Source organism: Streptomyces sp. NPDC001568 (genome assembly GCF_042893755.1).
Classification (GTDB): Bacteria; Actinomycetota; Actinomycetes; order Streptomycetales; family Streptomycetaceae; genus Streptomyces.
In genome coordinates this window covers 154,287-176,055 of the sequence record NZ_JBIAVF010000010.1, presented here as the reverse complement: position 1 = coordinate 176,055, position 21,769 = coordinate 154,287, and the positions used below count along the sequence as shown (strand labels likewise).

General features: G+C 71.4%; 23 protein-coding genes and 1 tRNA gene. 10 read left to right on the top strand and 14 right to left on the bottom strand.

Annotated features, from left to right (window positions below; translation table 11 throughout):
• The first annotated feature begins 22 nt into the window (after positions 1-22).
• Complete coding sequence (locus tag ACFY0I_RS19995; RefSeq protein WP_388897302.1) at positions 23-679, top strand: MerR family transcriptional regulator; 657 nt, start codon at positions 23-25, stop codon at positions 677-679.
• Here ACFY0I_RS19995 and ACFY0I_RS19990 read toward each other — a convergent pair.
• A complete protein-coding gene (locus tag ACFY0I_RS19990) occupies positions 661-1,464 on the bottom strand; it encodes an exodeoxyribonuclease III (protein ID WP_388897299.1) in 804 nt (267 codons plus the stop codon). The genes ACFY0I_RS19995 and ACFY0I_RS19990 overlap by 19 nt on opposite strands.
• Before the next feature lie 38 nt (positions 1,465-1,502).
• Between ACFY0I_RS19990 and ACFY0I_RS19985 the strand changes: the two genes are divergently transcribed.
• The gene (locus tag ACFY0I_RS19985) at positions 1,503-1,997 is read left to right on the top strand and encodes a GNAT family N-acetyltransferase (protein WP_388897296.1); all 495 of its coding nucleotides are present in this window, start codon (positions 1,503-1,505) and stop codon (positions 1,995-1,997) included.
• Positions 1,998-2,169: 172 nt separating this feature from the next.
• On the opposite strand, the gene ACFY0I_RS19980 is transcribed toward ACFY0I_RS19985, so the two are convergent.
• The 7 genes from ACFY0I_RS19980 to galU form a co-directional block, all read right to left on the bottom strand.
• Positions 2,170-2,243 (bottom strand) — tRNA-Ala (locus ACFY0I_RS19980).
• 85 nt (positions 2,244-2,328) lie between these two features.
• Entirely contained in the window at positions 2,329-3,411 is a 1,083-nt protein-coding gene (locus ACFY0I_RS19975) for a hypothetical protein (protein WP_388897293.1), read from the bottom strand.
• Positions 3,412-3,566: 155 nt separating this feature from the next.
• A complete protein-coding gene (locus tag ACFY0I_RS19970; protein ID WP_388897290.1) occupies positions 3,567-4,187 on the bottom strand; it encodes a GNAT family N-acetyltransferase in 621 nt (206 codons plus the stop codon).
• Between the two features lie 17 nt (positions 4,188-4,204).
• Positions 4,205-4,804, bottom strand: coding sequence for a molybdenum cofactor biosynthesis protein B (locus ACFY0I_RS19965; protein WP_388897287.1), 600 nt, complete (start codon positions 4,802-4,804; stop codon positions 4,205-4,207).
• Positions 4,801-5,280, bottom strand: coding sequence for a cyclic pyranopterin monophosphate synthase MoaC (gene moaC / locus ACFY0I_RS19960; RefSeq protein WP_388897284.1), 480 nt, complete (start codon positions 5,278-5,280; stop codon positions 4,801-4,803). Before moaC ends, ACFY0I_RS19965 begins: the two co-directional genes overlap by 4 nt.
• A gap of 71 nt (positions 5,281-5,351) precedes the next feature.
• Positions 5,352-6,692 carry a gephyrin-like molybdotransferase Glp gene (gene glp, locus ACFY0I_RS19955; RefSeq protein WP_388897281.1) on the bottom strand — a complete coding sequence of 447 codons (1,341 nt, stop codon included), beginning with the start codon at positions 6,690-6,692 and terminating at the stop codon, positions 5,352-5,354.
• A 4-nt stretch (positions 6,693-6,696) separates the two neighbouring features.
• Positions 6,697-7,599: a UTP--glucose-1-phosphate uridylyltransferase GalU gene (gene galU / locus ACFY0I_RS19950; RefSeq protein WP_388897278.1), complete on the bottom strand. Its 903-nt coding sequence runs from the start codon at positions 7,597-7,599 to the stop codon at positions 6,697-6,699.
• Positions 7,600-7,693: 94 nt separating this feature from the next.
• Here galU and ACFY0I_RS19945 point away from each other — a divergent pair, with 94 nt between their 5' ends.
• The gene (locus ACFY0I_RS19945; RefSeq protein WP_388897275.1) at positions 7,694-8,317 is read left to right on the top strand and encodes a 5-formyltetrahydrofolate cyclo-ligase; all 624 of its coding nucleotides are present in this window, start codon (positions 7,694-7,696) and stop codon (positions 8,315-8,317) included.
• Here ACFY0I_RS19945 and ACFY0I_RS19940 read toward each other — a convergent pair.
• Positions 8,314-11,214, bottom strand: coding sequence for a penicillin acylase family protein (locus ACFY0I_RS19940; protein ID WP_388897272.1), 2,901 nt, complete (start codon positions 11,212-11,214; stop codon positions 8,314-8,316). The two genes, ACFY0I_RS19945 and ACFY0I_RS19940, sit on opposite strands and share 4 nt — an antisense overlap.
• Positions 11,215-11,510: 296 nt before the next feature.
• Between ACFY0I_RS19940 and ACFY0I_RS19935 the strand changes: the two genes are divergently transcribed.
• From ACFY0I_RS19935 to mscL, 7 genes are all read left to right on the top strand, one after another.
• Positions 11,511-12,989 (top strand): potassium/proton antiporter, encoded by a 1,479-nt coding sequence (locus ACFY0I_RS19935; protein ID WP_388897626.1) that lies wholly within the window; start codon positions 11,511-11,513, stop codon positions 12,987-12,989.
• 414 nt (positions 12,990-13,403) lie between these two features.
• Positions 13,404-14,747, top strand: coding sequence for an MFS transporter (locus tag ACFY0I_RS19930; RefSeq protein WP_388897269.1), 1,344 nt, complete (start codon positions 13,404-13,406; stop codon positions 14,745-14,747).
• A 67-nt stretch (positions 14,748-14,814) separates the two neighbouring features.
• Complete coding sequence (locus ACFY0I_RS19925) at positions 14,815-15,126, top strand: FmdB family zinc ribbon protein (protein WP_388897266.1); 312 nt, start codon at positions 14,815-14,817, stop codon at positions 15,124-15,126.
• 76 nt (positions 15,127-15,202) lie between these two features.
• Positions 15,203-16,036, top strand: coding sequence for an S-methyl-5'-thioadenosine phosphorylase (locus tag ACFY0I_RS19920; RefSeq protein ID WP_388897263.1), 834 nt, complete (start codon positions 15,203-15,205; stop codon positions 16,034-16,036).
• 210 nt (positions 16,037-16,246) lie between these two features.
• A complete protein-coding gene (locus ACFY0I_RS19915; protein WP_388897260.1) occupies positions 16,247-16,810 on the top strand; it encodes a carboxymuconolactone decarboxylase family protein in 564 nt (187 codons plus the stop codon).
• Positions 16,811-17,224: 414 nt separating this feature from the next.
• On the top strand, positions 17,225-17,653 hold the full coding sequence (locus tag ACFY0I_RS19910) for a hypothetical protein (protein WP_388897258.1): 429 nt from the start codon (positions 17,225-17,227) through the stop codon (positions 17,651-17,653).
• A 168-nt stretch (positions 17,654-17,821) separates the two neighbouring features.
• Positions 17,822-18,325 (top strand): large conductance mechanosensitive channel protein MscL, encoded by a 504-nt coding sequence (gene mscL, locus ACFY0I_RS19905; protein ID WP_388897255.1) that lies wholly within the window; start codon positions 17,822-17,824, stop codon positions 18,323-18,325.
• A gap of 13 nt (positions 18,326-18,338) precedes the next feature.
• On the opposite strand, the gene ACFY0I_RS19900 is transcribed toward mscL, so the two are convergent.
• The 5 genes from ACFY0I_RS19900 to ACFY0I_RS19880 form a co-directional block, all read right to left on the bottom strand.
• Entirely contained in the window at positions 18,339-18,578 is a 240-nt protein-coding gene (locus ACFY0I_RS19900; RefSeq protein WP_388897253.1) for a hypothetical protein, read from the bottom strand.
• Positions 18,579-18,684: 106 nt separating this feature from the next.
• Positions 18,685-20,112 carry a NarK family nitrate/nitrite MFS transporter gene (locus tag ACFY0I_RS19895; RefSeq protein WP_388897250.1) on the bottom strand — a complete coding sequence of 476 codons (1,428 nt, stop codon included), beginning with the start codon at positions 20,110-20,112 and terminating at the stop codon, positions 18,685-18,687.
• A gap of 2 nt (positions 20,113-20,114) precedes the next feature.
• Positions 20,115-20,528 (bottom strand): hypothetical protein, encoded by a 414-nt coding sequence (locus tag ACFY0I_RS19890; RefSeq protein WP_388897247.1) that lies wholly within the window; start codon positions 20,526-20,528, stop codon positions 20,115-20,117.
• Positions 20,480-21,172 (bottom strand): ubiquinol-cytochrome c reductase iron-sulfur subunit, encoded by a 693-nt coding sequence (locus tag ACFY0I_RS19885; RefSeq protein ID WP_388897244.1) that lies wholly within the window; start codon positions 21,170-21,172, stop codon positions 20,480-20,482. The genes ACFY0I_RS19890 and ACFY0I_RS19885 overlap by 49 nt, the downstream gene beginning before the upstream one ends.
• Positions 21,169-21,768, bottom strand: a complete 600-nt coding sequence (locus ACFY0I_RS19880) for a 4Fe-4S dicluster domain-containing protein (protein ID WP_362056519.1) — start codon at positions 21,766-21,768, stop codon at positions 21,169-21,171. Before ACFY0I_RS19880 ends, ACFY0I_RS19885 begins: the two co-directional genes overlap by 4 nt.
• Between the last annotated feature and the right edge of the window lies 1 nt (position 21,769).

Here is a 21,769-nt window from a genome sequence, read left to right as displayed (position 1 = left end):
GACGACGGAGGACGGGCCCGCGATGGCACGCGAATACCGGACCGCGGAACTGGCCGAAGCGGCCGGCATACCGGTGCGCACCCTGCGCTTCTACCGCGAGCGCAAGCTGCTCCCGCCGCCCCGCCGCGAAGGCCGGATCGCCTGGTACGAGGACCACCACCTGGCCCGCCTGCGCACCATCGCCGCGCTCCTGGAACGCGGCCACACCCTGGGCGGCATCGCCGAACTGATCGCCGCCTTCGAGAACGGCCGCGACGTCGGCCAGCTCGGCGAGCTCCTCGGCATGGGCTGGTCCGAGGAGACCCCGGTCCGGCTGACCCCCGAGGCCCTCGCCGACCACTTCGAGGGCGAGGTCACCCCGGAGAACCTCGCGGCCTCCCTCGACCTCGGCTACCTCGCCGTCGACGGCGAGGCCATCGTGCACGTCAGCCGCCGGCTACTGGACGTCTCGTCGGCGCTGGTCCGCGAAGGCGTGCCGCTCGCGGCCGTGCTGGAGACCGGCCGCCGGGTCCGCGAGCACGCGGACGCGATGGCCGCCCTCTTCACGGAACTCATCTCCACGCACCTGTCCGAGGAGTCGCTGCCCCGCCTGCGCCCCCTCGCGAAGAGCGTGGTCGAGGCGGAGCTCACGATGGCGATGGACCGACTGTTGGCCTCGAATCAGGACCCGAGCGCGTAGGCCACCGACACCGGGGCGTGGTCCGACCAGCGCTCCGGGTGGGTCTCGGCGCGCTCCACCCAGGCCTTCACGGCCTTCGCGGCCAGCCCCGGGGTCGCCACCTGGAGGTCGATGCGCCAACCGGCGTCGTTGTCGAACGCCCGACCCCGGTAGGACCACCAGGAGTACGGGCCCTCGGTGTCGGGGTGCAGCTCGCGCACGACGTCGACATAACCGGCCTCCGCGTACACCTTCCCCAGCCACTCCCGCTCCTCCGGCAGGAAGCCGGCGTTCTTGCGGTTGGTCTTCCAGTTCTTGAGGTCGGCTTCCCGGTGGCAGATGTTCCAGTCACCGCACACCACGACCTCGCGGCCGTCGGCGGCGGCCGACGCCTTGAGCGCGGTCAGGTAGGGGAGGAACTCGTCCATGAACCGGTACTTCTCGTCCTGCTTCTCGGTACCCGCCTCGCCGGAGGGCAGGTAGAGGCTGGCGACGGTCACGCCCGGCAGGTCGATCTCCAGGTACCGCCCGGCGGCGTCGAACTCGTCGCTCCCGAAGCCGACGCGCACCCGCTCCGGCGCCCGGCGCGTGTACAGCGCGACGCCGGCCCGGCCCTTGGCGGCGGCCGGCGCGAACACCGTGTGCCAGCCCTCGGGCGTGCGCACCTCGTCCGGAATCTGCCCTTCCTCGGCCCGTACCTCCTGGAGGCACACGACGTCGGCGTCGGATCCCGCGAGCCACTCCCCGAAGCCCTTCTTGGCGGCGGCGCGGATCCCATTCACATTCACGGAGGTCACAGTGAGCATCCCAGCACCATAGCCGGAGCCTTCCGTACGATGTCCTGATGTCTCACGGGATACACCTGCGCACCGCCGCCTACGACCACCCCCACGCCGTCGACCTCGACGCCCGGGTCCAGCTGGAATACCAGCAGCGCTACCAGGGCGAGGGCGACGCCACCTTCCTCGACCCCGCCATGTTCGTCCCGCCGAACGGCCTGTACCTGCTGGCCTACGACGCCTCGGACGCCCCCGTGGCCAGCGGGGCCTGGCGCTGCATGGAGCGGAGCGAGGAGGGCTACTCCGAGGGCGACGCCGAGGTGAAGCGCATGTACGTGGTTCCCGAGGCCCGCGGACTGGGCCTGGCCCGCCGCATCCTGGCCGAGCTCGAAGCCGACGCCCGCGCGGCGGGCCGCCGCCGCATGGTCCTGGAGACCGGCGACCAGCAGCCGGAGGCCATCGCCCTCTACCTCTCCTCGGGCTACGCCCTGTCCGAGAAGTTCGGCCACTACCGCTTCCACGAGTCCAGCCGCTGCATGACGAAGCCGCTGACGGGCTGACACATCCGACGGCGGGTCCGGCGGTCGACTCCGCGAGAAGGCGACGCGCCGGTCCCGGGCGTCGGCGGTCGGCCGTCGGGGACAGCGCGCGCAAACGCCGAAATCCCGCCCGGTCTTGCGACCGGACGGGATTTCGGGACGTTCTCGGGAGCAACCCGTGAACTGTCGTTTGTGGACCTGTGGGGATTTGAACCCCAGACCCCCTCGATGCGAACGAGGTGCGCTACCAGACTGCGCCACAGGCCCTTGCGACGTGTGAAACATTAGCATCCCCTCGCGGGTGCTCCAAAACCGATTCTCCGGAGCGTCCGCGCAGGTCACCGATCGCCGATCACTCGTTCGCGGCGCGCGGGCGGTCCTCGCCCTCGTACTGGTCGAACAGCGGGGTGCGACCCCGCTCGCGGCCGCGGGGGCGCGGCGCGGCGGCCTGGGCCCCGAGCTCCGGCCGGGAAGCCTGACCCGCATCCGGGCCCGTCGCCGCCTTCGCCTCGGGCCTGGGCTCCGACGCCGGCTTCGGCACCCCGGGCTGCGCCCGCAGTCGGGGTTCGGTCGGCTCGGCGGTGCTGGAGCGGGTCGAGCTCCAGGCGTCGGGGGCGGCCGGGCCGGTGGCGCGGGGAGCCACGGGGGCCGTCACGTACGTCGGCAGCGGGACCGGGACCGGCTCCCAGCTGTCGCCGCGTGCCGGACCGCGCTCACGCTCGCGCTGCTGGTCCACCCACTCGGCGTGGTCGGTCTGCTCGACGAGCGCGCGGCGCCCGGCTTCCTGGGGGGAGACCGGTGGCGCAGGGTCCGGTTCGGCGCCCGCGGCGGGGTCCTCGGCCGCCCGGCGGCGGGGCCGGTTCTCCCGCAGGTTGCGGGCGGCGGCCTCGGCGCGGCGCCGGTCCATGGTGAACTCGTAGCGCCGGCGCTCGTGGACGCGCAGGTGCACGATGTAGGCGCTCAGCAGCAGGGCGGGGACGGCCGGCGCCCACAGGTAGTGCAGTCCACCGACCGCGGCGACGACCGCTCCGGCGCTGAAGACCAGGAAGAGCAGCGCGGTGGTGCGCCGGCGGCGGGCGAGCACCTGGAGGCGCTGCTGTCGCCGGACCCGTTCGGCTTCGACGAACCTCGGTTCGGCCCTGGTCGGGGGCACGTCGAAGGCCCGGGCGTCGGCGTCCACGGAATTGACCGTTTCCGTCGCGGCGTCCGGGTCCCCGTGGGGCTGGGGCTCCGCCTGTTCGTCACCGCGCTCACGCAGCCCCTTGGCGTAACGGCGCTCCATTCCCGCCCGGCCGGAAAGCAGCCTGATGGCGGTGGAGAAGCGTTCCGTCGGACGCGCTTCGTTCAGCTCGTCCTGCCTCCGGAGCCACATGGGCACCAAGTAGGCGGCCCAGGCCCCGACAATGACTGCGTAGATGAGGCCGCTGCTGCTCACACCCCACACCGTAGAGGGGCGCGGGCGGGGGGATCAGCCAATTGGGTCGGTGTGTCGCACGATCAGGCTGATATCACGGACTTTTTTTGTGATTCTTCGGATCAGGTTATGGGCGACCCGGTCATGAATTCGAACGCATTTCCGATAACCGGCTTTCAGGCGACCGTCGGCGGCCTGTCCTGAGGCTGCGGCCGCGTCCGGTGCCACCGGCGCAGCAGTCCTTCCGGGACCTCCTCCACCGTCAACGCGAACACCAGGTGGTCCCGCCAGGCACCGTCGATGTGCAGGTACCGCGGACGCATCCCCTCCGCGCGGAAGCCGAGCTTCTCCACGACCCGGCGGCTGGGACCGTTCTCCGGGCGGATGCACACCTCGATGCGGTGCAGACCGACCTTCCCGAAGCAGTGGTCCACGGCGAGCGCGACGGCCGTCGGCATCACCCCGCGGCCCGCGACGTCGCGGTCCACCCAGTAACCCACGTGCGCGGCGCACATCGAGCCCCAGGTGATCCCGGCGACCGTCAACTGACCGACGAGGCGCCCCTGGTACTCGATGACGAAGGGCAGCATGCGGCCCGCGTTCGCCTCCGCCCGCAGGTGACGGACCATCTGCCGGTACGTCGGCCGGTGGATGACGGGGCCCCAGGGCGCGGGCGGCGGAATGGTGGCCTCCCACGGCCGCAGCCATTCGCGGTTGCGGCGGTTGACCTCGCGCCAGGCGCGCTGGTCCCGCACCTTTATCGGCCGGAGCGTGACGTCGCCGTCCGCGAGTGCCACCGGCCAGGACGGGCCGTTCAGTTCTGGCTCCCGGGGTCCGCCGGGGGTCTGGGGTGGTCGCCGCCCCGGATCTGGTCGACGGCGTGCGGCAGGATCCGGGCCAGCACGGCCAGGCCGTCCTTCACCCCGCCCGTCGAACCGGGCAGGTTCACGATGAGGGTGTGACCGGCGACGCCCGCCAGCCCCCGGGACAGGGCGGCGGTCGGTACCTTCGCGAGGCCCTCGGCGCGGATGGCCTGCGGGATGCCGGGGATCTCGTAGTCCAGTACGCGGGCGGTCGCGTCCGGGGTGCGGTCGGTCGGCGAGATGCCGGTGCCGCCGGTCGTGAGGACGACGTCGTACCCGGCGGCCACGGCCTCGCGCAGCGCCGCCTCGACGGGGTCCCCGTCCGGAACCACGCGCGGGCCGTCCACCGCGAAGCCGAGCTTCTCCAGCGCCTCGGCGAGCAGGGGGCCGCCCTTGTCGGCGTAGACGCCCCGCGAGGCGCGGTTGGAGGCGGTGACGACCAGGGCGCGCGTGGTCGGGGCCGCGGACGCGGCGGGCGCCGCCGCCGGCCACGCGTCGCCGGTCACCGGCGGGACGTGGCTGTGGACCTCGCCGCCGCGGGGGGCGTTCATCCCCGGCTCCAGTCGCCCGACTTGCCGCCGGTCTTCTCCTCCACCCGGACGTCGGTGATGACCGCGCCCTTGTCGACGGCCTTCACCATGTCGATCACGGTGAGCCCGGCGACCGCGACGGCCGTCAGGGCCTCCATCTCGACGCCCGTGCGGTCGGTCGTCTTCACGGTGGCGAGGATCTCGACGGCGTCGTCGACGACCGACAGGTCGACCTTCACTCCGGACACCGCCAGCGGATGGCACAGCGGGATCAGGTCGGGGGTCTTCTTGGCCCCCATGATCCCGGCGATCCGCGCGGTGGCGAGGGCGTCGCCCTTGGGCACGCCCTCGCCGCGCAGCAGCTCGATCACCCGGGGGGAGACGAGGACGCGTCCGCTGGCGCGGGCCGTCCGGGTGGTGACGTCCTTCGCCGAGACGTCGACCATCCGGGCAGCGCCGGCCTCGTCGATGTGGGTGAGCCTGCTCTCGGTACTCATGCTGTGCCGCTCCGCTCTGGGCCCCGAGGGGCCTGTGTGGTGCGACACACGCTACCCGCACCGGCGGGTGGTCAGCCGAGCAGGATCACTTCCAGGTCGGTGCCGGACTCCACCGAGGTGACGTCCTCCGGTACGACCATCAGGGAGTCGGCGTGGGCCAGCGCGGCGATCAGGTGGGAGCCCGATCCGCCGACCGGGGCGACCGTGCCGGCCTCGGCGTCGTACTTGCCGCGCAGGTACTGCCGACGGCCCGCCGGCGAGCCGAGGGGCTTGTCGCACGTGAGCACGGCCCGCACGCTCGGCCGGCCGACCACGGAAGCGGGCAGGCCCATCAACGCCCGGATCGCGGGCCGCACGAACAGTTCGAACGAGACGTACGAGGACACCGGGTTGCCGGGCAGCGCCAGCAGCGGGGTGTGGTCGGGTCCGATGGTGCCGAAGCCCTGGGGCTTGCCGGGCTGCATCGCGAGCTTGCGGAAGTCGACGTTCCCCGCCTCGGCCGCGTCGTCGCCGGCCGAAACGGAGGTCAGGGCCTCCTTGACCACGTCGTACGCGCCGACGCTGACCCCGCCCGTGGTGACCAGGAGGTCGGCCCGGATGAGCTGGTCCTCGATGGTCGAGCGCAGGGTGTCGGCGTCGTCCGCGACGGCGCCGACCCGGTAGGCGATGGCTCCGGCGTCCCGCGCGGCCGCGGCCAGCGCGAAGCTGTTGGAGTCGTAGATCGTGCCCGCGGCCAGCGTCTCACCCGGCTGGACCAACTCGCTGCCGGTGGACATGACGACGACCCGCGGTCGCGGCCGGACCCGGACCGTGCCGCGCCCGATGGCGGCCAGCAGGGCGATCTGCGGCGGGCCGAGGACGGTACCGGCGGCCAGCGCCAGGTCCCCGGCCTGTACGTCGCTGCCGCGGGCGCGGACGTGCGCCCGCGCCTCGGCGGGCCGGTGGACCCGTACCTCTCCGCCCGCGCCCTCGGGCGCGGTGGCGGCCGGGGTCATCCCGGAGGCCGCTCCGCCGCCGGTGCCGCCGTCGGTCCACTCGACCGGTACGACGGCTTCCGCGCCGGGGGGCAGCGGGGCGCCGGTCATGATGCGGGCGGCTTGGCCGGGGCCGACGGTGGGCAGCTCGCCACTGCCCGCCGCCACGTCCCCGATCACCGCGAGCACCGCGGGGAACTCCTCGCTCGCACCCTGGACGTCGGCCGTGCGGACGGCGTAACCGTCCATGGAGCTGTTGTCGAAGGGCGGGAGGGCGACGGGCACGGTGACGTCCTCGACCAGGACACAGCCCTGGGCGTCCAGCAGTTGGAGCTCGATGGGCTCCAGCGGCCGGACGGTGGCGAGGATGTCCGCGAGGTGCTCGTCCACGGACCACAGACGCTGGTGGCCGGTGTCCTGCGGTGCGGGACTGCTCAAGGTGCTACATCTCCTCCGTGACGTAACGGTGAAGCCAGGTGCGGAACTCGGGTCCCAGGTCATCGCGCTCGCAGGCGAGTCGGACGATGGCCCGCAGGTAGTCACCCCGGTCGCCGGTGTCGTAGCGGCGGCCGCGGAAGACCACGCCGTGCACCGGGCCGCCCACGGTCTCGTCGGCGGCCAGCTTCTGCAGGGCGTCGGTGAGCTGGATCTCCCCACCGCGGCCCGGCTCGGTCTCCCGCAGTATGCCGAAGATCGCCGGGTTCAGGACGTACCGTCCGATGACCGCGTAGTTGCTGGGCGCCTCGGAGGCGTCCGGCTTCTCGACGAGGCCGGTCACGCGGACGACGTCCGCCTCGTCGGTCGCCTCGATGGCCGCGCAGCCGTAGAGGTGCACGTTGGCCGGGTCGACCTCCATGAGCGCGATGACGGTGCCGCCGGTGCGCTCGTAAACGTCGACCATCTGGCGCAGCAGCGGGTCGCGGGGGTCGATGAGGTCATCACCGAGGAGGACGGCGAACGGCTCGTTGCCGACGTGCGGCTCGGCGCAGAGCACGGCGTGACCGAGACCGCGCGGGTCGCCCTGGCGGACGTAGTGCATGGTGGCCAGGTCGCTGGACTCCTGGACCTTCTTCAGTCGGTCGTCGTCGCCCTTGGCGATGAGGGCCGACTCCAGCTCGTAGTTCCGGTCGAAGTGGTCTTCGAGTGCCCGCTTGTTACGTCCTGTGATCATGAGGACGTCGTCCAGGCCGGCCGAGACCGCTTCCTCCACGACGTACTGGATGGCCGGTTTGTCCACGACCGGGAGCATTTCCTTGGGGGTCGCCTTGGTCGCCGGAAGGAACCGAGTGCCGAGGCCCGCAGCCGGAATGACGGCCTTTTTGATCACGGGGTGCAACTGAGTCATGGGCAGAACGATAGTGGCTCCCATCGAACACTCCGCTGGATACCGGTAAATACCTCCCGATATGCCCGAATGAACAAGGGATTGAGACTCAACTGTGGTAGAAAATCCGCCCGAAAACGGACCCCGGCCGCCCGAGAAGGCCTCCCTGCGCCGGGAACTGCTCGCCGCCCGCCGCGCCCTGACCGACGACGCGCGTCGGACCGCGGCCCGCGCGCTCGCCCGCACCGCCCTCGCGCTGCCCGAACTGGCCGACGCCCGCACGGTGGCCGCGTACGTCTCCGTCGGCGGCGAGCCGGGCACCCGGGACCTGCTCGACGCGCTGCGGGCCGCCGGGAAGCGGGTACTGCTGCCCCTGCTGCTGCCCGACAACGACCTCGACTGGGCGGTGTACGAAGGCCCCGACAGCCTCGCCGAGGCCGCGCACCCCGGCAGGATGACGCTGTTGGAGCCCGCCGGGCCGGGGCTCGGCCCGGACGCGGTGACCGGGGCGGACGCCGTCCTGCTGCCCGGACTGGCGGTGGACGGACGCGGCATGCGACTCGGCCGCGGGGGCGGGTCGTACGACCGGGTGCTGGCGCGGCTGGAACGGGCCGGGGCGCACCCGGCGCTGGTGGTGCTCCTCTACGACGAAGAGGTGGTCGCGCGGGTCCCGGAGGAACCGCACGACCACCCCGTGCAGGCGGTCGCCACCCCGTCGGGGGTGGTGCGCTTCGGCTAGTTCGAGCCGGCCGGCTTCAACGTCAGGGTGTGGACGGTCGCCTTGTCGACGGCCGCCTTCCCGAAGGGCCAGTCCAGCAGCTCGCCCTTGGCCCAGAGGCTCGTCTGGTCCGTGTAGTTGTCGTGGTACGCGTGCCCCGAGGCGCCGGTCAGGTTGATCCAGCGGGACTTGTCCAGGTCGTTGAGGTTCACGACCATGCGCATCGACGGGACCCAGGTGACCCCGTAGCCGCCGGAGGCGTTCCAGCCGGTGGCGTTGACGGTGGCCTCGCCGCCGCCCAGGTTCCACGGGCCGCGGTTGAGGAGCCACTGCATGAAGCCGGGGCCCTCGGTGCCGATGGTCTGGTTCTTCAGCGTCAGCTGGTGCAGCCGGCCCCAGCTCCAGGTGGACTGGTCCTTGCCGAGCTTGGCGGTGAGTTCCCAGCGGGCGTCCTGCATGGCCCGCGCGAACAGCTCGTCGCGGGTCGTGGTCGCCTTCTCCGCGCGGATCGCGGGACTCTGCCACCAGGCCGACTTCTCGTCCTTGACCAGTCGGCGGACCACCTCGAACCAGCGGTCACCACCGTCGGGTTGGGCCGAGTCGGGGCCGCGGGTACCGCATTCGCGGACCAGCTCGGCGAGGTCGTCGGCCGGACCGCTGGTCTGGTCGCGGACGTTGACGCAGCTGCCCTCGATGCGCAGCTCCTTCGGCATCTTGTCGCCGAAGGACAGCTTGAGGATGTTGCGCCAGACCGCGTTGAAGTAGGCGGCGGCAGCCGAGTCGGGCTCCTGGGTGTAGTTCCAGCCCTCCAGGAGCTTCTGCGCCGAGCGCACGTCCGGGTCCGAGACCTGGATCTTGGCCAGCATCGGGGTCAGCAGCGCGGCGATCTCGCTGCTGTTGTCCATCTGCATGGTGCGCATGTCGTCGGTGGAGATCTTGCCGCTGTCCTTGATCTTCGCCTCGATGAGGTCGTTGATCCGCTGACTGCGGGCGCCGTAGCCCCAGTCGGTGGTCAGCAGGTACGGGTACTTGCCCGCGCCGGTGCCGCTCTCGGTGACCGCCTGGTTGGCGGTGACGACGTAGCCGCGTGCCGGGTTGAGCTCCCACGGCATCTCGTTCTGCGGGATGTAACCCGCATTGCCGCTCTTCCAGGCGTACTTGGGGTCCCAGCCCGGGGCGGGCAGTCGGCCGTCGCCCTGGGTGCGGATCGGAATGCGACCCGGGGCCTGGTAGCCGATGTTGCCGGTGGCGCCCTTGTTGTCGGCGTAGATCAGGTTCTGCGACGGGACCTCGAAGTCCGCGGCGGCGGCCCGGAAGCTGTTGAAGTCCTTGGCCCGGTTCAGCTTGAAGACCGCGTCCATCGACTTGCCCGGGTCCAGGGCGGTCCAGCGCAGGGCCACGGCGTAGCCGTCGCCCCGGTCGGGCGCCGAGCTGGGGACGGGGGCGCGGGAGCCGACCGTACCGAGTTCGTCGCTGCGGTCCGAGATCAGCGGTCCGTTGTTGGTGGAGCGGACGGTGATCTTCTTGCTGGGACCGCCGGCGACCTTGATGACCTCGTCGCGGACGGTGAAGGGGAGCGTCTTGTTGTCGTAGACGTAGCCGTCGGGACGGACCTGCTCCAAGTAGAGGTCGGTGACGTCGGCGCCGAGGTTGGTCATGCCCCAGGCGATGTCGGCGTTGTGGCCGATGACCACGCCTGGCATGCCGGAGAAGGTGTAGCCGGCGACGTCGTACTGGCACTGGGGCGAGGCCGCGCGGCAGTGCAGGCCCATCTGGTACCAGACCGAGGGCAGCTGCGGGGACAGGTGCGGGTCGTTCGCGAGGAGCGGCTTGCCGGTGGTCGTGTGCTTGCCCGAGATGACCCAGGAGTTCGATCCGATGCCGCTGCCGTTGGGGCCGAGGATGGCCGGGATCTCGTCCAGGGTCTTGGCGAGGGAGGTCAGCTGCGTGCGCAGGCCGACGCTCGCGCCCTGGGCGGTGGCGTTGCCGGCGAGACCGGAGGCGGTGCTACCACCCTGGGGCAGGGCCTGCGATCCGGTGCCGGAGCCCGAGCCGGTGCCCGTACCGGTGCCGGTGCCCGTACCCGTACCCGTACCGGTGCCGGTGCCGGTGCCGGTGCCCGTACCCGTACCCGTGCCCGTACCCGTGCCCGTGCCCTGCGGGGTGTACTTGCCGCCCGCGACCGTGCCGCCCTCGACGATCGGCTTGTTCCGGTCGAAGGGGTACGGCGGGTAGAGCTCGTCGATCTGCGCCTGCGAGAGCTTGTTGGCCATCAGCGAGCGGTCGATCTCGTCCTGCATGTTGCCGCGCAGGTCCCAGGCCATCGCCTTGAGCCAGGCCACCGAGTCCACCGGCGACCACTTCTCCGGCGCGTAGCCCTCGCTCAGCTTGAGGGTGGCGTGCTCGACGGAGAGGTCCTTGCCGGACTTCCCGTTCAGGTACGCGTTGACCCCGTCGGCGTAGGCCTGGAGGTACTTCTTGGTCTCGGGCGAGAGCTTCGTGTCGTACTCGGCCTGGGCGACCTGCCGCCAGCCCAGGGTGCGCAGGAAGGCGTCGGTCTCCACCTGCCCGGAGCCGAACATCTCGGAGAGACGGCCCGAGGTCATGTGGCGGCGTACGTCCATCTCCCAGAACCGGTCCTGGGCGTGCACGAAGCCCTGGGCGCGGAAGAGGTCCTCGTCGTTGTCGGCGTAGAGCTGGGGGATCCCGTGCTCGTCGCGCTTGACGTCGACGGTCCCGGTCAGGCCGGGGACCTTGAGGGAGCCGGTCGTCTGCGGGAACGAGGCGCGTACGGTGTCCGCGCTCCAGTACGCGCCGTAGCCGAGGCCCGCCAAGAGCGCCAGGACCATGACGAGCACGAGCAGGCGTGCGCGTCGTCCCTTCTTCTTGACGGAAGGTCCGGATTCGTTGGCGGGCATCGCTGTCCTTAGAGGGGCAGGGTGGTCCTGAGTCTGGGAGCAACCATAGGCGCAGACCCGGGTTCGTTGATCCGCCAGGGGTAGGGGGGCCGCCCGGCCCGACGCGGAAGCGGGGTCGCGGGTGCTGAGGACAAGGCCGATCCGGCGTTTCACAATGTGAGGAGCGCGTCAAGAAAGCGTCAAAGATTAGGTAAGGTAACGAAGTACTTGCCGAATGCGCCCTCGGAAGGAACGATCCGCCGGGCGGCGCCTCCAGGAAGGGCCGCCCACTGACTGTCCACACGCTCAATGAGCTCCTGCTGGTCTGCTCGCTCGTACTGCTCGTCGCGGTGGCGGCGGTGCGCGTCTCGTCGCGCAGCGGACTTCCCAGCCTGCTCATCTACCTCGGCATAGGAATCGCGATAGGCCAGGACGGCATCGGCAACGTCGTCTTCGACAACGCCGAGCTGACCCAGGTCATCGGCTATGCCGCGCTCGTCGTGATCCTCGCCGAGGGTGGTCTGGGCACCAAGTGGAAAGAGATCAAACCGGCCCTCCCGGCCGCGATCATGCTGTCGCTGGTGGGCGTCGCGATCAGCGTCGGCGTGACGGCGGCCGGGGCGCACTACCTGGTCGGACTGGAATGGCGGCAGGCGCTGCTGATCGGCGCGGTCGTCTCCTCGACCGACGCGGCGGCCGTGTTCTCGGTCCTGCGCAAGGTCCCGCTGCCGTCCCGGATCACGGGCGTGCTGGAGGCCGAGTCGGGCTTCAACGACGCCCCCGTGGTCATCCTGGTCGTCGCCTTCGCGACGGTCGGCCCGGTCGACGACTGGTACCTGCTGCTCGGCAAGATCGCGCTGGAGCTGGCGATCGGCGCAGCCATCGGCCTGACGGTCGGCTTCCTCGGTTCGTACGGGCTGCGGCACGTGGCCCTGCCCGCCTCGGGCCTGTACCCGATCGCGGTGATGGCGATCGCGATCACCGCGTACGCGGCCGGCGCGATGGCGCACGGCTCCGGCTTCCTCGCGGTGTACCTGGCCGCGATGGTGCTCGGCAACGCCAAGCTGCCGCACTGGCCGGCCACCCGGGGGTTCGCGGACGGGCTCGGCTGGATCGCCCAGATCGGCATGTTCGTCCTGCTCGGCCTGCTGGTCACCCCGCACGAGCTGGTCCACGACTTCTGGCCCGCGGTGATCATCGGGCTGGTGCTGACGATGGTGGCGCGACCCCTGGAGGTCTTCGTCAGCCTGCTGCCGTTCCGGGTGCCCTGGCAGGAGCAGGCCCTGATGTCGTGGGCGGGGCTGCGCGGCGCGGTCCCCATCATCCTGGCGACCATCCCGATGGTGTCCGGGATCGAGGGCAGCGAGCGGGTCTTCAACATCGTCTTCGTGCTGGTCGTGGTCTACACCCTGGTCCAGGGGCCGACGTTGCCGTGGTTGGCGCGCAAGCTGGAACTCGGCGACACCGACGAGGCCGCCTCGGACCTCGGCATCGAGTCGGCGCCGCTGGAGAAGTTGCGCGGGCACCTGCTGTCGTTCGCGATCCCGCCCGCCTCGCGGATGCACGGTGTGGAGGTCAGCGAGCTGCGGCTGCCCGCGGGAGCCTCCGTGACGCTGGTCGTCCGGGACGCGAAGAGCTTCGTACCGGCGCCGTCGACCGTGCTGCGGCGCGGGGACGAGCTGCTGGTCGTGGCCACCGACCCGGTACGGGACGCGGCGGAGGCGCGACTGCGCGCCGTGGCCCGCGGCGGCAAGCTGGCGGGGTGGCTCGGGACCGGTGGCGCGGCGTCACTCTAGGTGGCGGAGGGTGGCCGGAACCGGTCCTGTGTGAACGTTTTTCGTTAGAGTGACGTTCTAATTCGGCCAATTTCGGTGGTGTGTGACACCCCTTGCCCCTATATCGGAGGTCAAGGAATGCGAAGTTCCGGTTAATCGCAGGTGAAGTCATGCCTTGTCACCGTAATCACAGGGCGTGCTAGCACATTCCCCTGTATGATGAAGGCACACCAGATCGAACCAACTCTGCCTGACGCAGAGCTGGCGCGACCGCAAAGCGGCCGTGGCTCCCTCCCGCAGTGGGCGCCCAGGTATCACTCGGTTCTGCGCAAGAGGACAGCTCTCGGGGCTCCCACATGTACGGGTGCGGCCGCTCACAAAGCGGCGCATCGTCCGCAGACGGGGAGTTCTACCAGGCAGCGGAAAGGCCAGGCCGTGACATCCGCGGTCACGACCGACACGTCCGCCCGCCCCGGCTACGGGCAGCTGCTGCGCACTCCCGGTGCCCTCTCATTCGTCCTCCCCGGCTTCGCCGCCCGCCTGCCCTTCGGCATGCTGACCATCAGCATCCTGCTGCTCGTCCAGCACTCCACGGGCTCCTACGGCGACGCCGGCATCGTCGCCGCCGTCACCGGCGTCTCCATGGCCCTGTTCGCCCCGGTCATGGGCAAGCTCACCGACCGTCGCGGCCAGAGCGCCGTCCTGGTCCCGGCCGTGCTCGTGCACGCCGTCGCCGTGAGCACGCTGACGGCGCTCGCCCTGATCGGCACCCCGCTGTGGGTGCTCGCGCTGGCCGCCGTCCCGGCCGGCGCCTCCGTCCCGCAGGTCGGACCCATGGTCCGGTCCCGCTGGGCGGCCAAGCTGGAGGGCTCCCCGCTGCTGCCGACCGCGGCCGCGTTCGAGTCCGTCACCGACGAGTTCACCTTCGTCGTCGGCCCGGTGCTCGCCACCGCGCTGTGCACGGGCGTCCACCCGGCGGCCGGTCTGGCCACCGAGGCGGCCCTGACCCTGCTCGGCGGTCTGTTCTTCGCCGCGCAGCGCTCCACCGAGCCGAAGGCGTCCCCCGCCCTCGCGAACGGCGAGAAGCACGCCTCCGCCCTGTCCTTCCCCGGGCTGCGCGTCCTGATCGTCGCGTTCATCGGCATCGGCGCCGTCTTCGGCGGCATGCAGGTCTCCCTCGCCGCCTTCTCCAACGAGATCGGCAACCCGGGCGCGAACGGCATGCTCTACGGCGTCTTCGCCGCGGGCAACATGATCGCCGGCATCGCGATGGGCGCCATCGCCTGGAAGATCGGCCCGCGCCGCCGCCTGATCCTGGGCTACGTCGGCCTGACCGCCGCCGCCTCGGTCCTGTGGGCCGCCAACTCGGTGATCCTGCTGGGCGCGCTCGGCCTGGTCGTCGGCCTCTGCATCGCCCCCGCGCTGATCACCGGCTACACCATGATCGAGCAGCTGATCCCGGCCGCCTCGCGCACCGAGGCCTTCACCTGGCTGACCGGCGCGGTCGCGTTCGGCCAGGCCGGCGCCGTGACCCTGGCCGGCCGCCTGACGGACGCGCACGGGTCCTCGTACGGCTTCCTCGTGCCGCTCGTCGCCACCGCCGTCGCGCTCGCCACCCTGCTGGCGCTGCGCGCGAAGCTGGCCCCGACGGCCCCGAGCCGGATCGTGAACTCGTCCTCGACGGGTACCACGAACAGCTCAGCCGCCTCCGCTCCGGTCGCCCGTGATCGGGTGAACGGGCGTGGGATCGGTCACCGCACGCCGGTGACGGTGGACTGATCCGCCGGAATACGTCACCATGGAGCGTCGTTAGCACTCATCGAGTCAGAGTGCCAGGAGGAAATTCGTGCCGACCTACCAGTACCAGTGCACCGAGTGCGGTGAGGGCCTTGAGGCCGTGCAGAAGTTCACCGATGACGCACTGACCGTGTGCCCGAGCTGTGACGGACGCCTTAAGAAGGTGTTCTCCGCGGTCGGCATCGTCTTCAAGGGCTCCGGTTTCTACCGGAACGACAGCCGTGGCTCCTCGTCGAGCAGCACGCCGGCCGCGAAGCCGGCGTCGACGACGACGTCGACCGCCGCCGCCGCGCCCGCCGCTTCGTCCTCATCGACGTCGAGCGGCTCGGGCAGCAGCGCCGGCTCCACGTCGGCCGCCTGACCTCGAACGCCTTCCGTAAGGCCCCGTCGCCCCTGTGGGCGGCGGGGCCTTGCGCGTGCCCGGCTAGGGTGACGCCATGGCGAATGCAGAGATCGGTGTAATCGGCGGATCGGGCTTCTACTCCTTCCTTGAGGACGTCTCCGAGATCCGGGTGGAGACCCCGTACGGGCCCCCGAGCGACTCCCTGTACCTGGGCGAGCTGGGCGGCCGCCGGGTGGCGTTCCTGCCCCGGCACGGGCGCAGCCACACGGTTCCCCCGCACAAGATCAACTACCGGGCGAACCTGTGGGCGCTGCGTTCGGTCGGCGTCCGCCAGGTGCTCGGCCCCTGCGCGGTGGGCGGCCTGCGCACGGAGTACGGGCCGGGCACGCTGCTCGTCCCCGATCAGCTGGTGGACCGTACGAAGTCCCGTGCCCAGACCTTCTTCGACGGCGAACCGCTGCCCGACGGCTCCGTCCCGAACGTCGTGCACACCACCTTCGCCGACCCGTACTGCCCCGTCGGACGCTCCGTGGCCCTCGCGGCGGCGCGCGGGCGGGACTGGGAGGCCGTGGACGGCGGCACCATGGTCGTCGTCGAGGGGCCGCGCTTCTCCACCCGCGCCGAGTCCCGCTGGCACGCGGCGGCGGGCTGGGCGGTGGTCGGCATGACCGGGCACCCCGAGGCGGTCCTCGCGCGCGAGCTGGGGCTCTGCTACACCTCGATGGCGCTGGTCACGGACCTGGACGCGGGCGCCGAGACGGGCGAGGGCGTGTCCCACACCGAGGTCCTGCGGGTGTTCGGCGAGAACGTCGGCCGACTGCGCGAGGTCCTCTTCGACGCGGTGACCGCGCTGCCGGAGACGAAGTCCCGCGACTGCCTGTGCACCCACGCCCACGACGGCTGGGACCTGGGGATCGAGCTGCCGTAGTCGGCCGGGGAGGGAGCGCGGGTCGGGCGCGGGTCAAGAGTCGGTGGGGCCGGGGTCCGGGGTCCGGGCTCCGGGGCTCGCGGCTCGCGGCTCGCGGCTCGCGGCTCGCGGCGAATGAAATTCGCCGGAGGTGTCACGTTCCGCGCGGCTCCTTTGTCTCCATGGTGAACGGGCGGGCGACGACCCGCCCCCGACCGGAAGAGGCCGATCATGCCGCGCATCTCGCTCACCCCGCCGCGCACCCTCCTCGTACGGATCGCGACCTGGTACTCGCGCCGCACCTACGGCAAGGTCCTGGAGCCCGGGCTGGCATACGGGCACAACCCGCGCGTGATGTTCTCGTACGTCCGGCTCGAACAGCGGGCGGCGAAGTGGAACAAGCTCGACGCCGGACTGAAGCACCTCGCGGTGATGGCCACCGCCTCGCGGGTCAACTGCTCGTGGTGCACGGACTTCGGCTACTGGGAGGGCACCGGGCTCGGGCTGTCGCCGGAGAAGATCGAGCGGGTGCCGCAGTGGCGGGAGGCCCGCGAGGTGTTCACCGCGACCGAGCTGCTCGTCATGGAGTACGCCGAGGCCATGACCGACACCGAGCCGACGGTGACCGACGAGCTGGCGGCGCGGCTGATCGGCCTGCTGGGCGAGGAGGCGTTCGTCGAACTCACCGCCATGGTCGCCCTGGAGAACTTCCGCTCGCGCGTGAACAGCGCCTTCGGCCTGACCAGCCAGGGGTTCGCCGAGGCCTGCGCGGTGAAGCCGGCGGCGCGGGCGTGAAGCCGGCGGCCATGGCCTGACGCCGTCCCGGGGCGCCCACTCGTTCGGGTGGCGGAGTTTTCCACACCCTGGGGACCGTCCACAGGGCGGAGCGTGATCGGGTGGCGGGGCGGATCGTGAGGGGTGTTCGGGCGCCCGCCCGGACACCGGAACCCGATCAGCTCGGCGGTGCCCACCATGTCCAGGACGACTCCCCCTGCCCTTCGCGGCTCGCTCCCGACCTCCTTCCCGCCCTCCCCGTCGGCGTGTTCGCCCGCCACCGTGCGCTTGCCTGCCTCTGCGAGTGGGCCCGCTTCCGCGGCCTTGCCTGCCTCTGCGGGTTGGCCCGCCTCCGCGGGCTCCCCTTCCTCTGCGGGCTCCCCCGCTTCCACGTGTCCTCCCGCGCGCCCCGTTCCGCTGTTCCCCCCGCTGCGCGTGGGGCGGGGCGGGGGGCGGCTGCGCCGCGCGGTGCGGCGTCGGCGGCGCGCCGCGTCGGCCGGGCTGGCCGTGACGGCGGCGGCGCTGGTCGTCGGCGGGACGGAGGCCCGGGCGGCGCGCGGCGCGCCGCCGCCCGGGGTGAAACCGCCGCAGGCGGTGGTGCGCATGGTCTCCGCCCCGGTACGCATCGCCGACGCGGCGACGGTGGGGTTGTTGCGGCCCGGGGATCGGGTGGACGTGGTGGCGGCGGAGCGCGCGGGACCGCCCCGGGTGGTGGCGGCCGGGGCGCGGGTGACCCAAGTCCCGCATGCGGACCGGGACGTGGGGGAAGGCGGGGCACTGGTGGTCCTGTCGGTCCCCCGCGACACCGCGCGGGTCCTCGTCGGCGCGGGCGCGGTGGCGAGGCTGGCGGTGACGCTGTGTTGATCCGCTCCGCGCCGACCCGTCCCTCGCCGGGTCGTCGGGCGCCGATTCGCACGGGTGAGCAGTCAAGTCACCTTGAGGAGGGCAGCGATTGGACACGCCGGGCCCGGACTGCCGTAGCTTTCGGAACCGTTGGCTCCAAGTTCCGTAGATGCGAAGAAAGGCTCAGTGGTGAGCGAGAAGAAGAAGGAGAGCGTCCTGGCGGGCTTCAAGGCCTTCCTGATGCGCGGCAACGTCGTCGACCTGGCGGTGGCGGTCGTCATCGGCGCCGCGTTCACGAACATCGTGAACTCGCTCGTGAAGGGCATCATCAGCCCGGTCATCGGCGCCATCGGCACGAAGAACCTGGACGTCTACAAGTCCTGCATCAAGAACCCCTGCGGCATCGGCAAGGACGGTCAGCCGACGGGGGTGGAGATCCTCTGGGGCTCGGTCCTGAACGCCACACTGACCTTCCTGATCACCGCGGCCGTCGTCTACTTCCTGATGGTGCTGCCGATGGCGAAGTACCTCGCCAAGCAGGAAGCGCGCCGCAAGGCCAAGGAGGGCGTGCAGGAGACGATGGAGATCACCGAGCTGGAGGTCCTCAAGGAGATCCGGGACGCGCTCGTCGCGCAGCGCACCGCGAACGGTGGGGGCGCCCCCGGGGCGCCGGGGTCGCGCGACGCCTTCTGACCGCCGCCGCGGATCAGATGTGGTGCGGGGGCTTCTCGTCGAGGAAGCGGGCCAGGTCGGCCGCGCTTCCGCCGGCGGGAGCCCGGTCGCCCCAGCCGCGGTCCGTGTCGTCGGAGGACTGCTGGTCCAGCGGGTCGTCGAAGACCAGGCGCGGCTTGGGCCGCGCCGGCGTGGGCTTCGGTTCGGTCTTCGCCGGCTGCGCCCCGGTCTCGGGCTGCGGGGGCTGCGGTTCGAAGGCGCGGGCGGTGCTCATGCCTCCAGGGTACGGCCGGCCGGTCGGCGACCCCCGCCCCGGCCGCCGACCACGCCTCCGTTCCCGCTGCCGCTCGCGGCGCTCCCCGTACCCGTACCGCCGCCCCTCAGCTGGGGGCTTCCGCGCCCTTGCGGGCGTAGAACCACCAGCACACGACGAGGCAGGTCGCGTAGAACCCGATGAACAGCCACAGCGCGTGCGTGACCGCCATGGCGGCGAACATCGCGGGGATGAAGAAGAAGCCGTAGGCGGCGATGGCGGAGGAGAAGCCGGTGACGGCGCCCGCCTCCATCTCGGACTGCTTCATGGCGGCCGCCTGCGCCTCCGGGCCCTGGCCCTCGGCCCGGCTCATGTGCTGGTCCCGGAAGATCACCGGGATCTGCCGGAAGGTGGAGCCGTTGCCCAGTCCGGAGAAGGCGAAGGCCACCAGGAAGCCGATGAAGAAGGCCCAGAAGCTGCCCTGGTCGCCGCCGTGCGGCAGCGCGAAGATCACGACCACCAGGGCCGCGGCCATGCCGATGAAGGACAGCATGGTCACCCTGGCGCCGCCCATCCTGTCGGAGAGCCAGCCGCCGGCCCATCGCATGAGGGCGCCGACGAAGGGGCCGATCCAGGCGTAGGTGGTGGCCTGGTAGCCCTGGGACTCGAAGTTGTTCTTGATCAGCAGGGGCAGGCCGGCCGCGAACCCGATGAAGGAGCCGAAGGTGCCGACGTAGAGCCAGGTCATCAGCCAGTTGTGCTTGCGCTTGAAGATGATCTTCTGCTGGCTGAAGGGGGCCGAGGCCACCTTGAGGTCGTTCATCAGGAACCAGGCGAGCACCGCCATGATGACCAGCAGGGGCACCCAGAGGAAGGCGCCGTTCTGGAGCCAGATGTCGGTGCCGTTCTTCGCGTCCCGCTGCGGGCCTCCGGCGGGGGCGCCCAGCACGGCGGCGGTGACCACCAGCGGCGCGACCAGCTGGACCACGCTCACGCCGAGGTTTCCGAGCCCTCCGTTGAGGCCGTTGGCGCTGCCCTTCTCCCGCTTGGGGAAGAAGAAGCCGATGTTCGCCATCGAGGAGGCGAAGTTCGCGCCGCCGATCCCGCAGACGGCCGCGATGAGGGCCAGCTCCCAGTAGGGCGTGCCGGTGTCCTGGAGCGCGAAGCCCAGCCACAGCATCGGAGCCACCAGGATGATCGTGCTGAAGGCGGTGAACTTGCGTTCGCCGAAGATCGGCCCGATGAAGGTGTACAGGATCCGGAAGGTGCCGCCGGTGAGGCCGGGGACGGCGGTCAGCCAGAACAGCTGCGACTTGGAGAACGCGAAGCCGACGTCGTTCAGCTTGACCACGGTCACCGACCAGACCTGCCAGACCACGAAGCCGAGCATCAGCGCGGGGATCGACACCCACAGGTTGCGCTGGGCGACCTTGTGGCCGGTGGACTGCCAGAAGCCGTCGTCCTCGGGCCTCCAGTCCCCGATCGTGGCACCGGGCTTGTAGGTCTCCGCACGGTGCGATCGCACCGCGGGCGGGGTGGGCGTGGGTATGGACATGGTCATCGGTCCTTCGGGTCGAGGAGCCACAGACCGATCACGACGAGGAAGGACAGGACCAGGAATCCCGCCCCCCACCAGGCCGTGCCGGTGTTTCCCTTCATCCACTCGTTGACGGTGACGGTCAGCGCCCAGAGCTGTCCGATGACGACGGTCAGGGCCAGGGTCAGGCGCGCGTTGAGCTTCGAGGAGCGTTCCGGCTCCTGTTCGGTGCCGGCTCCGGGGCCGGGGCCGGTGTGCCGGATCCGCGGGTCTCCGTAACCGCTCGTGGGGCGGATCTGCGGATACCGCTCGCGCACCGGGCGGTTCAGTCGGGGCTCGGCGCTCCCGGGCCGGTAGCCGGGGCGCGGGGGCAGGGGTGGTTCGCTCACGTCCGTCCGCTCTCGGTCGTGGTGGCGCGGTCCGCCGCGGGGCAACCCAGGCGTTGGGCCATCTCCGGTCGGGACTCGCCGAACTGCCGGCACAGGGCTTCCTTGGCCGGCTCGCCCGACCGGGCGGTGGCGACGGCCCAGACACTGCCGTCGGCCTGCTCGGTCAGGATGATCCTGGGGAGGGGACGGGGCGGTGGGCCGGCCGTCACCTCTCCGGTGCGGGCGTCGAAGACGCCTTCGTGGCAAGGGCAGTACAGCTCCCCGTCGGCGCCCCGGTCCTCGCGCCAGAGCACACCGCACGCCAGGTGGGTGCAGACGGCGGAGTAGCCCACGAGGCTGCCGTCGGACAGCCGGACGGCCACCGCCCGGTCCTCCTCGCCGGGGAAGCGGAAGGCGACGGACTGCCCCGGGGGCAGGTCGTCGGCGACCCGCTTGGCCTCGGGCAGGCTCTCGCTGTCGCCGTGCCGGTGCAGGATGCCGGCGGCGACGCCGACCCCGCCGATGGCCAGGCCCCCGGAGACGGTGGCGACGATCCGCAGGTAGTCGCGGCGGGTGGTGAGGGAGTCGGCGCTGATCCGGTCGCGCAGTTGGTCGGCGGCGGCGTCGCCGTCGAGGCCGTGGCCGTGGCCGTGGCCGTCGGATCCCGGTCCCGATCCGGATCCCGGCGAGGGCTGCTGGGTCACGCTCATCGGACATCCACTCCGTTGATCTCGACGACGGGCAGACCGCCGGGAACGGGCCACTGGACCTTGTCCGCGGGTACGACCATCGCCACGCCGGTGCTGACCACCACGTCACCGAAGACGAAGGAGTCGGCGACCTGCACGCCCGGGCGCTCGGCCTGGAGTTCTTCGAGGGTTCCGTAGAACAGCGCTCCGGTCGGGCAGACGGTGGCGCACATGGGGGCCAGGCCGTAGGCGGTGCGGTCGTAGCAGAGGTTGCACTTCATCTGGAGCTTCGCCTGGAGGTCGATCTTCGGAACGCCGAAGGGGCAGGCGTTGACGCAGTTGGCGCAGCCGATGCAGCGGGTGGTGTCGGCCTGTTGCACCACTCCGTCGGCGGTGACCAGGATCGCGTCGGCCGGACAGACCTCGGCGCAGGGCGCGACCGGGTCCTCGCAGTGCATGCAGACGGTCGGGAGGGAGGCGACGGACATGCCGGGGTCGGTGTAGTCCAGGTGGATCATCGACTTGCCGCGGTGCGAGTCGCATTCGCGGCAGGCGGAGACACAGGCCTGGCAGCCGATGCAACGGCCCGGGTCGATGAAGATCGTGCGGCCCATCATG

Bases quoted from the DNA above. Each gene is read 5' to 3' on its own strand.
- ACFY0I_RS19920 (WP_388897263.1), top strand. From the start codon at position 15,203: ATGGCGAATGCAGAGATCGGTGTAATCGGCGGATCGGGCTTCTACTCC.
- ACFY0I_RS19895 (WP_388897250.1), bottom strand. From the start codon at position 20,112: ATGTCCATACCCACGCCCACCCCGCCCGCGGTGCGATCGCACCGTGCG.
- ACFY0I_RS19940 (WP_388897272.1), bottom strand. From the start codon at position 11,214: ATGCCCGCCAACGAATCCGGACCTTCCGTCAAGAAGAAGGGACGACGC.
- ACFY0I_RS19880 (WP_362056519.1), bottom strand. From the start codon at position 21,768: ATGATGGGCCGCACGATCTTCATCGACCCGGGCCGTTGCATCGGCTGC.
- ACFY0I_RS19915 (WP_388897260.1), top strand. From the start codon at position 16,247: ATGCCGCGCATCTCGCTCACCCCGCCGCGCACCCTCCTCGTACGGATC.
- ACFY0I_RS19995 (WP_388897302.1), top strand. From the start codon at position 23: ATGGCACGCGAATACCGGACCGCGGAACTGGCCGAAGCGGCCGGCATA.
- ACFY0I_RS19990 (WP_388897299.1), bottom strand. From the start codon at position 1,464: ATGCTCACTGTGACCTCCGTGAATGTGAATGGGATCCGCGCCGCCGCC.
- moaC (WP_388897284.1), bottom strand. From the start codon at position 5,280: ATGAGTACCGAGAGCAGGCTCACCCACATCGACGAGGCCGGCGCTGCC.
- ACFY0I_RS19985 (WP_388897296.1), top strand. From the start codon at position 1,503: ATGTCTCACGGGATACACCTGCGCACCGCCGCCTACGACCACCCCCAC.
- ACFY0I_RS19885 (WP_388897244.1), bottom strand. From the start codon at position 21,172: ATGAGCGTGACCCAGCAGCCCTCGCCGGGATCCGGATCGGGACCGGGA.
- ACFY0I_RS19900 (WP_388897253.1), bottom strand. From the start codon at position 18,578: ATGAGCACCGCCCGCGCCTTCGAACCGCAGCCCCCGCAGCCCGAGACC.
- ACFY0I_RS19965 (WP_388897287.1), bottom strand. From the start codon at position 4,804: ATGAACGCCCCCCGCGGCGGCGAGGTCCACAGCCACGTCCCGCCGGTG.
- galU (WP_388897278.1), bottom strand. From the start codon at position 7,599: ATGACTCAGTTGCACCCCGTGATCAAAAAGGCCGTCATTCCGGCTGCG.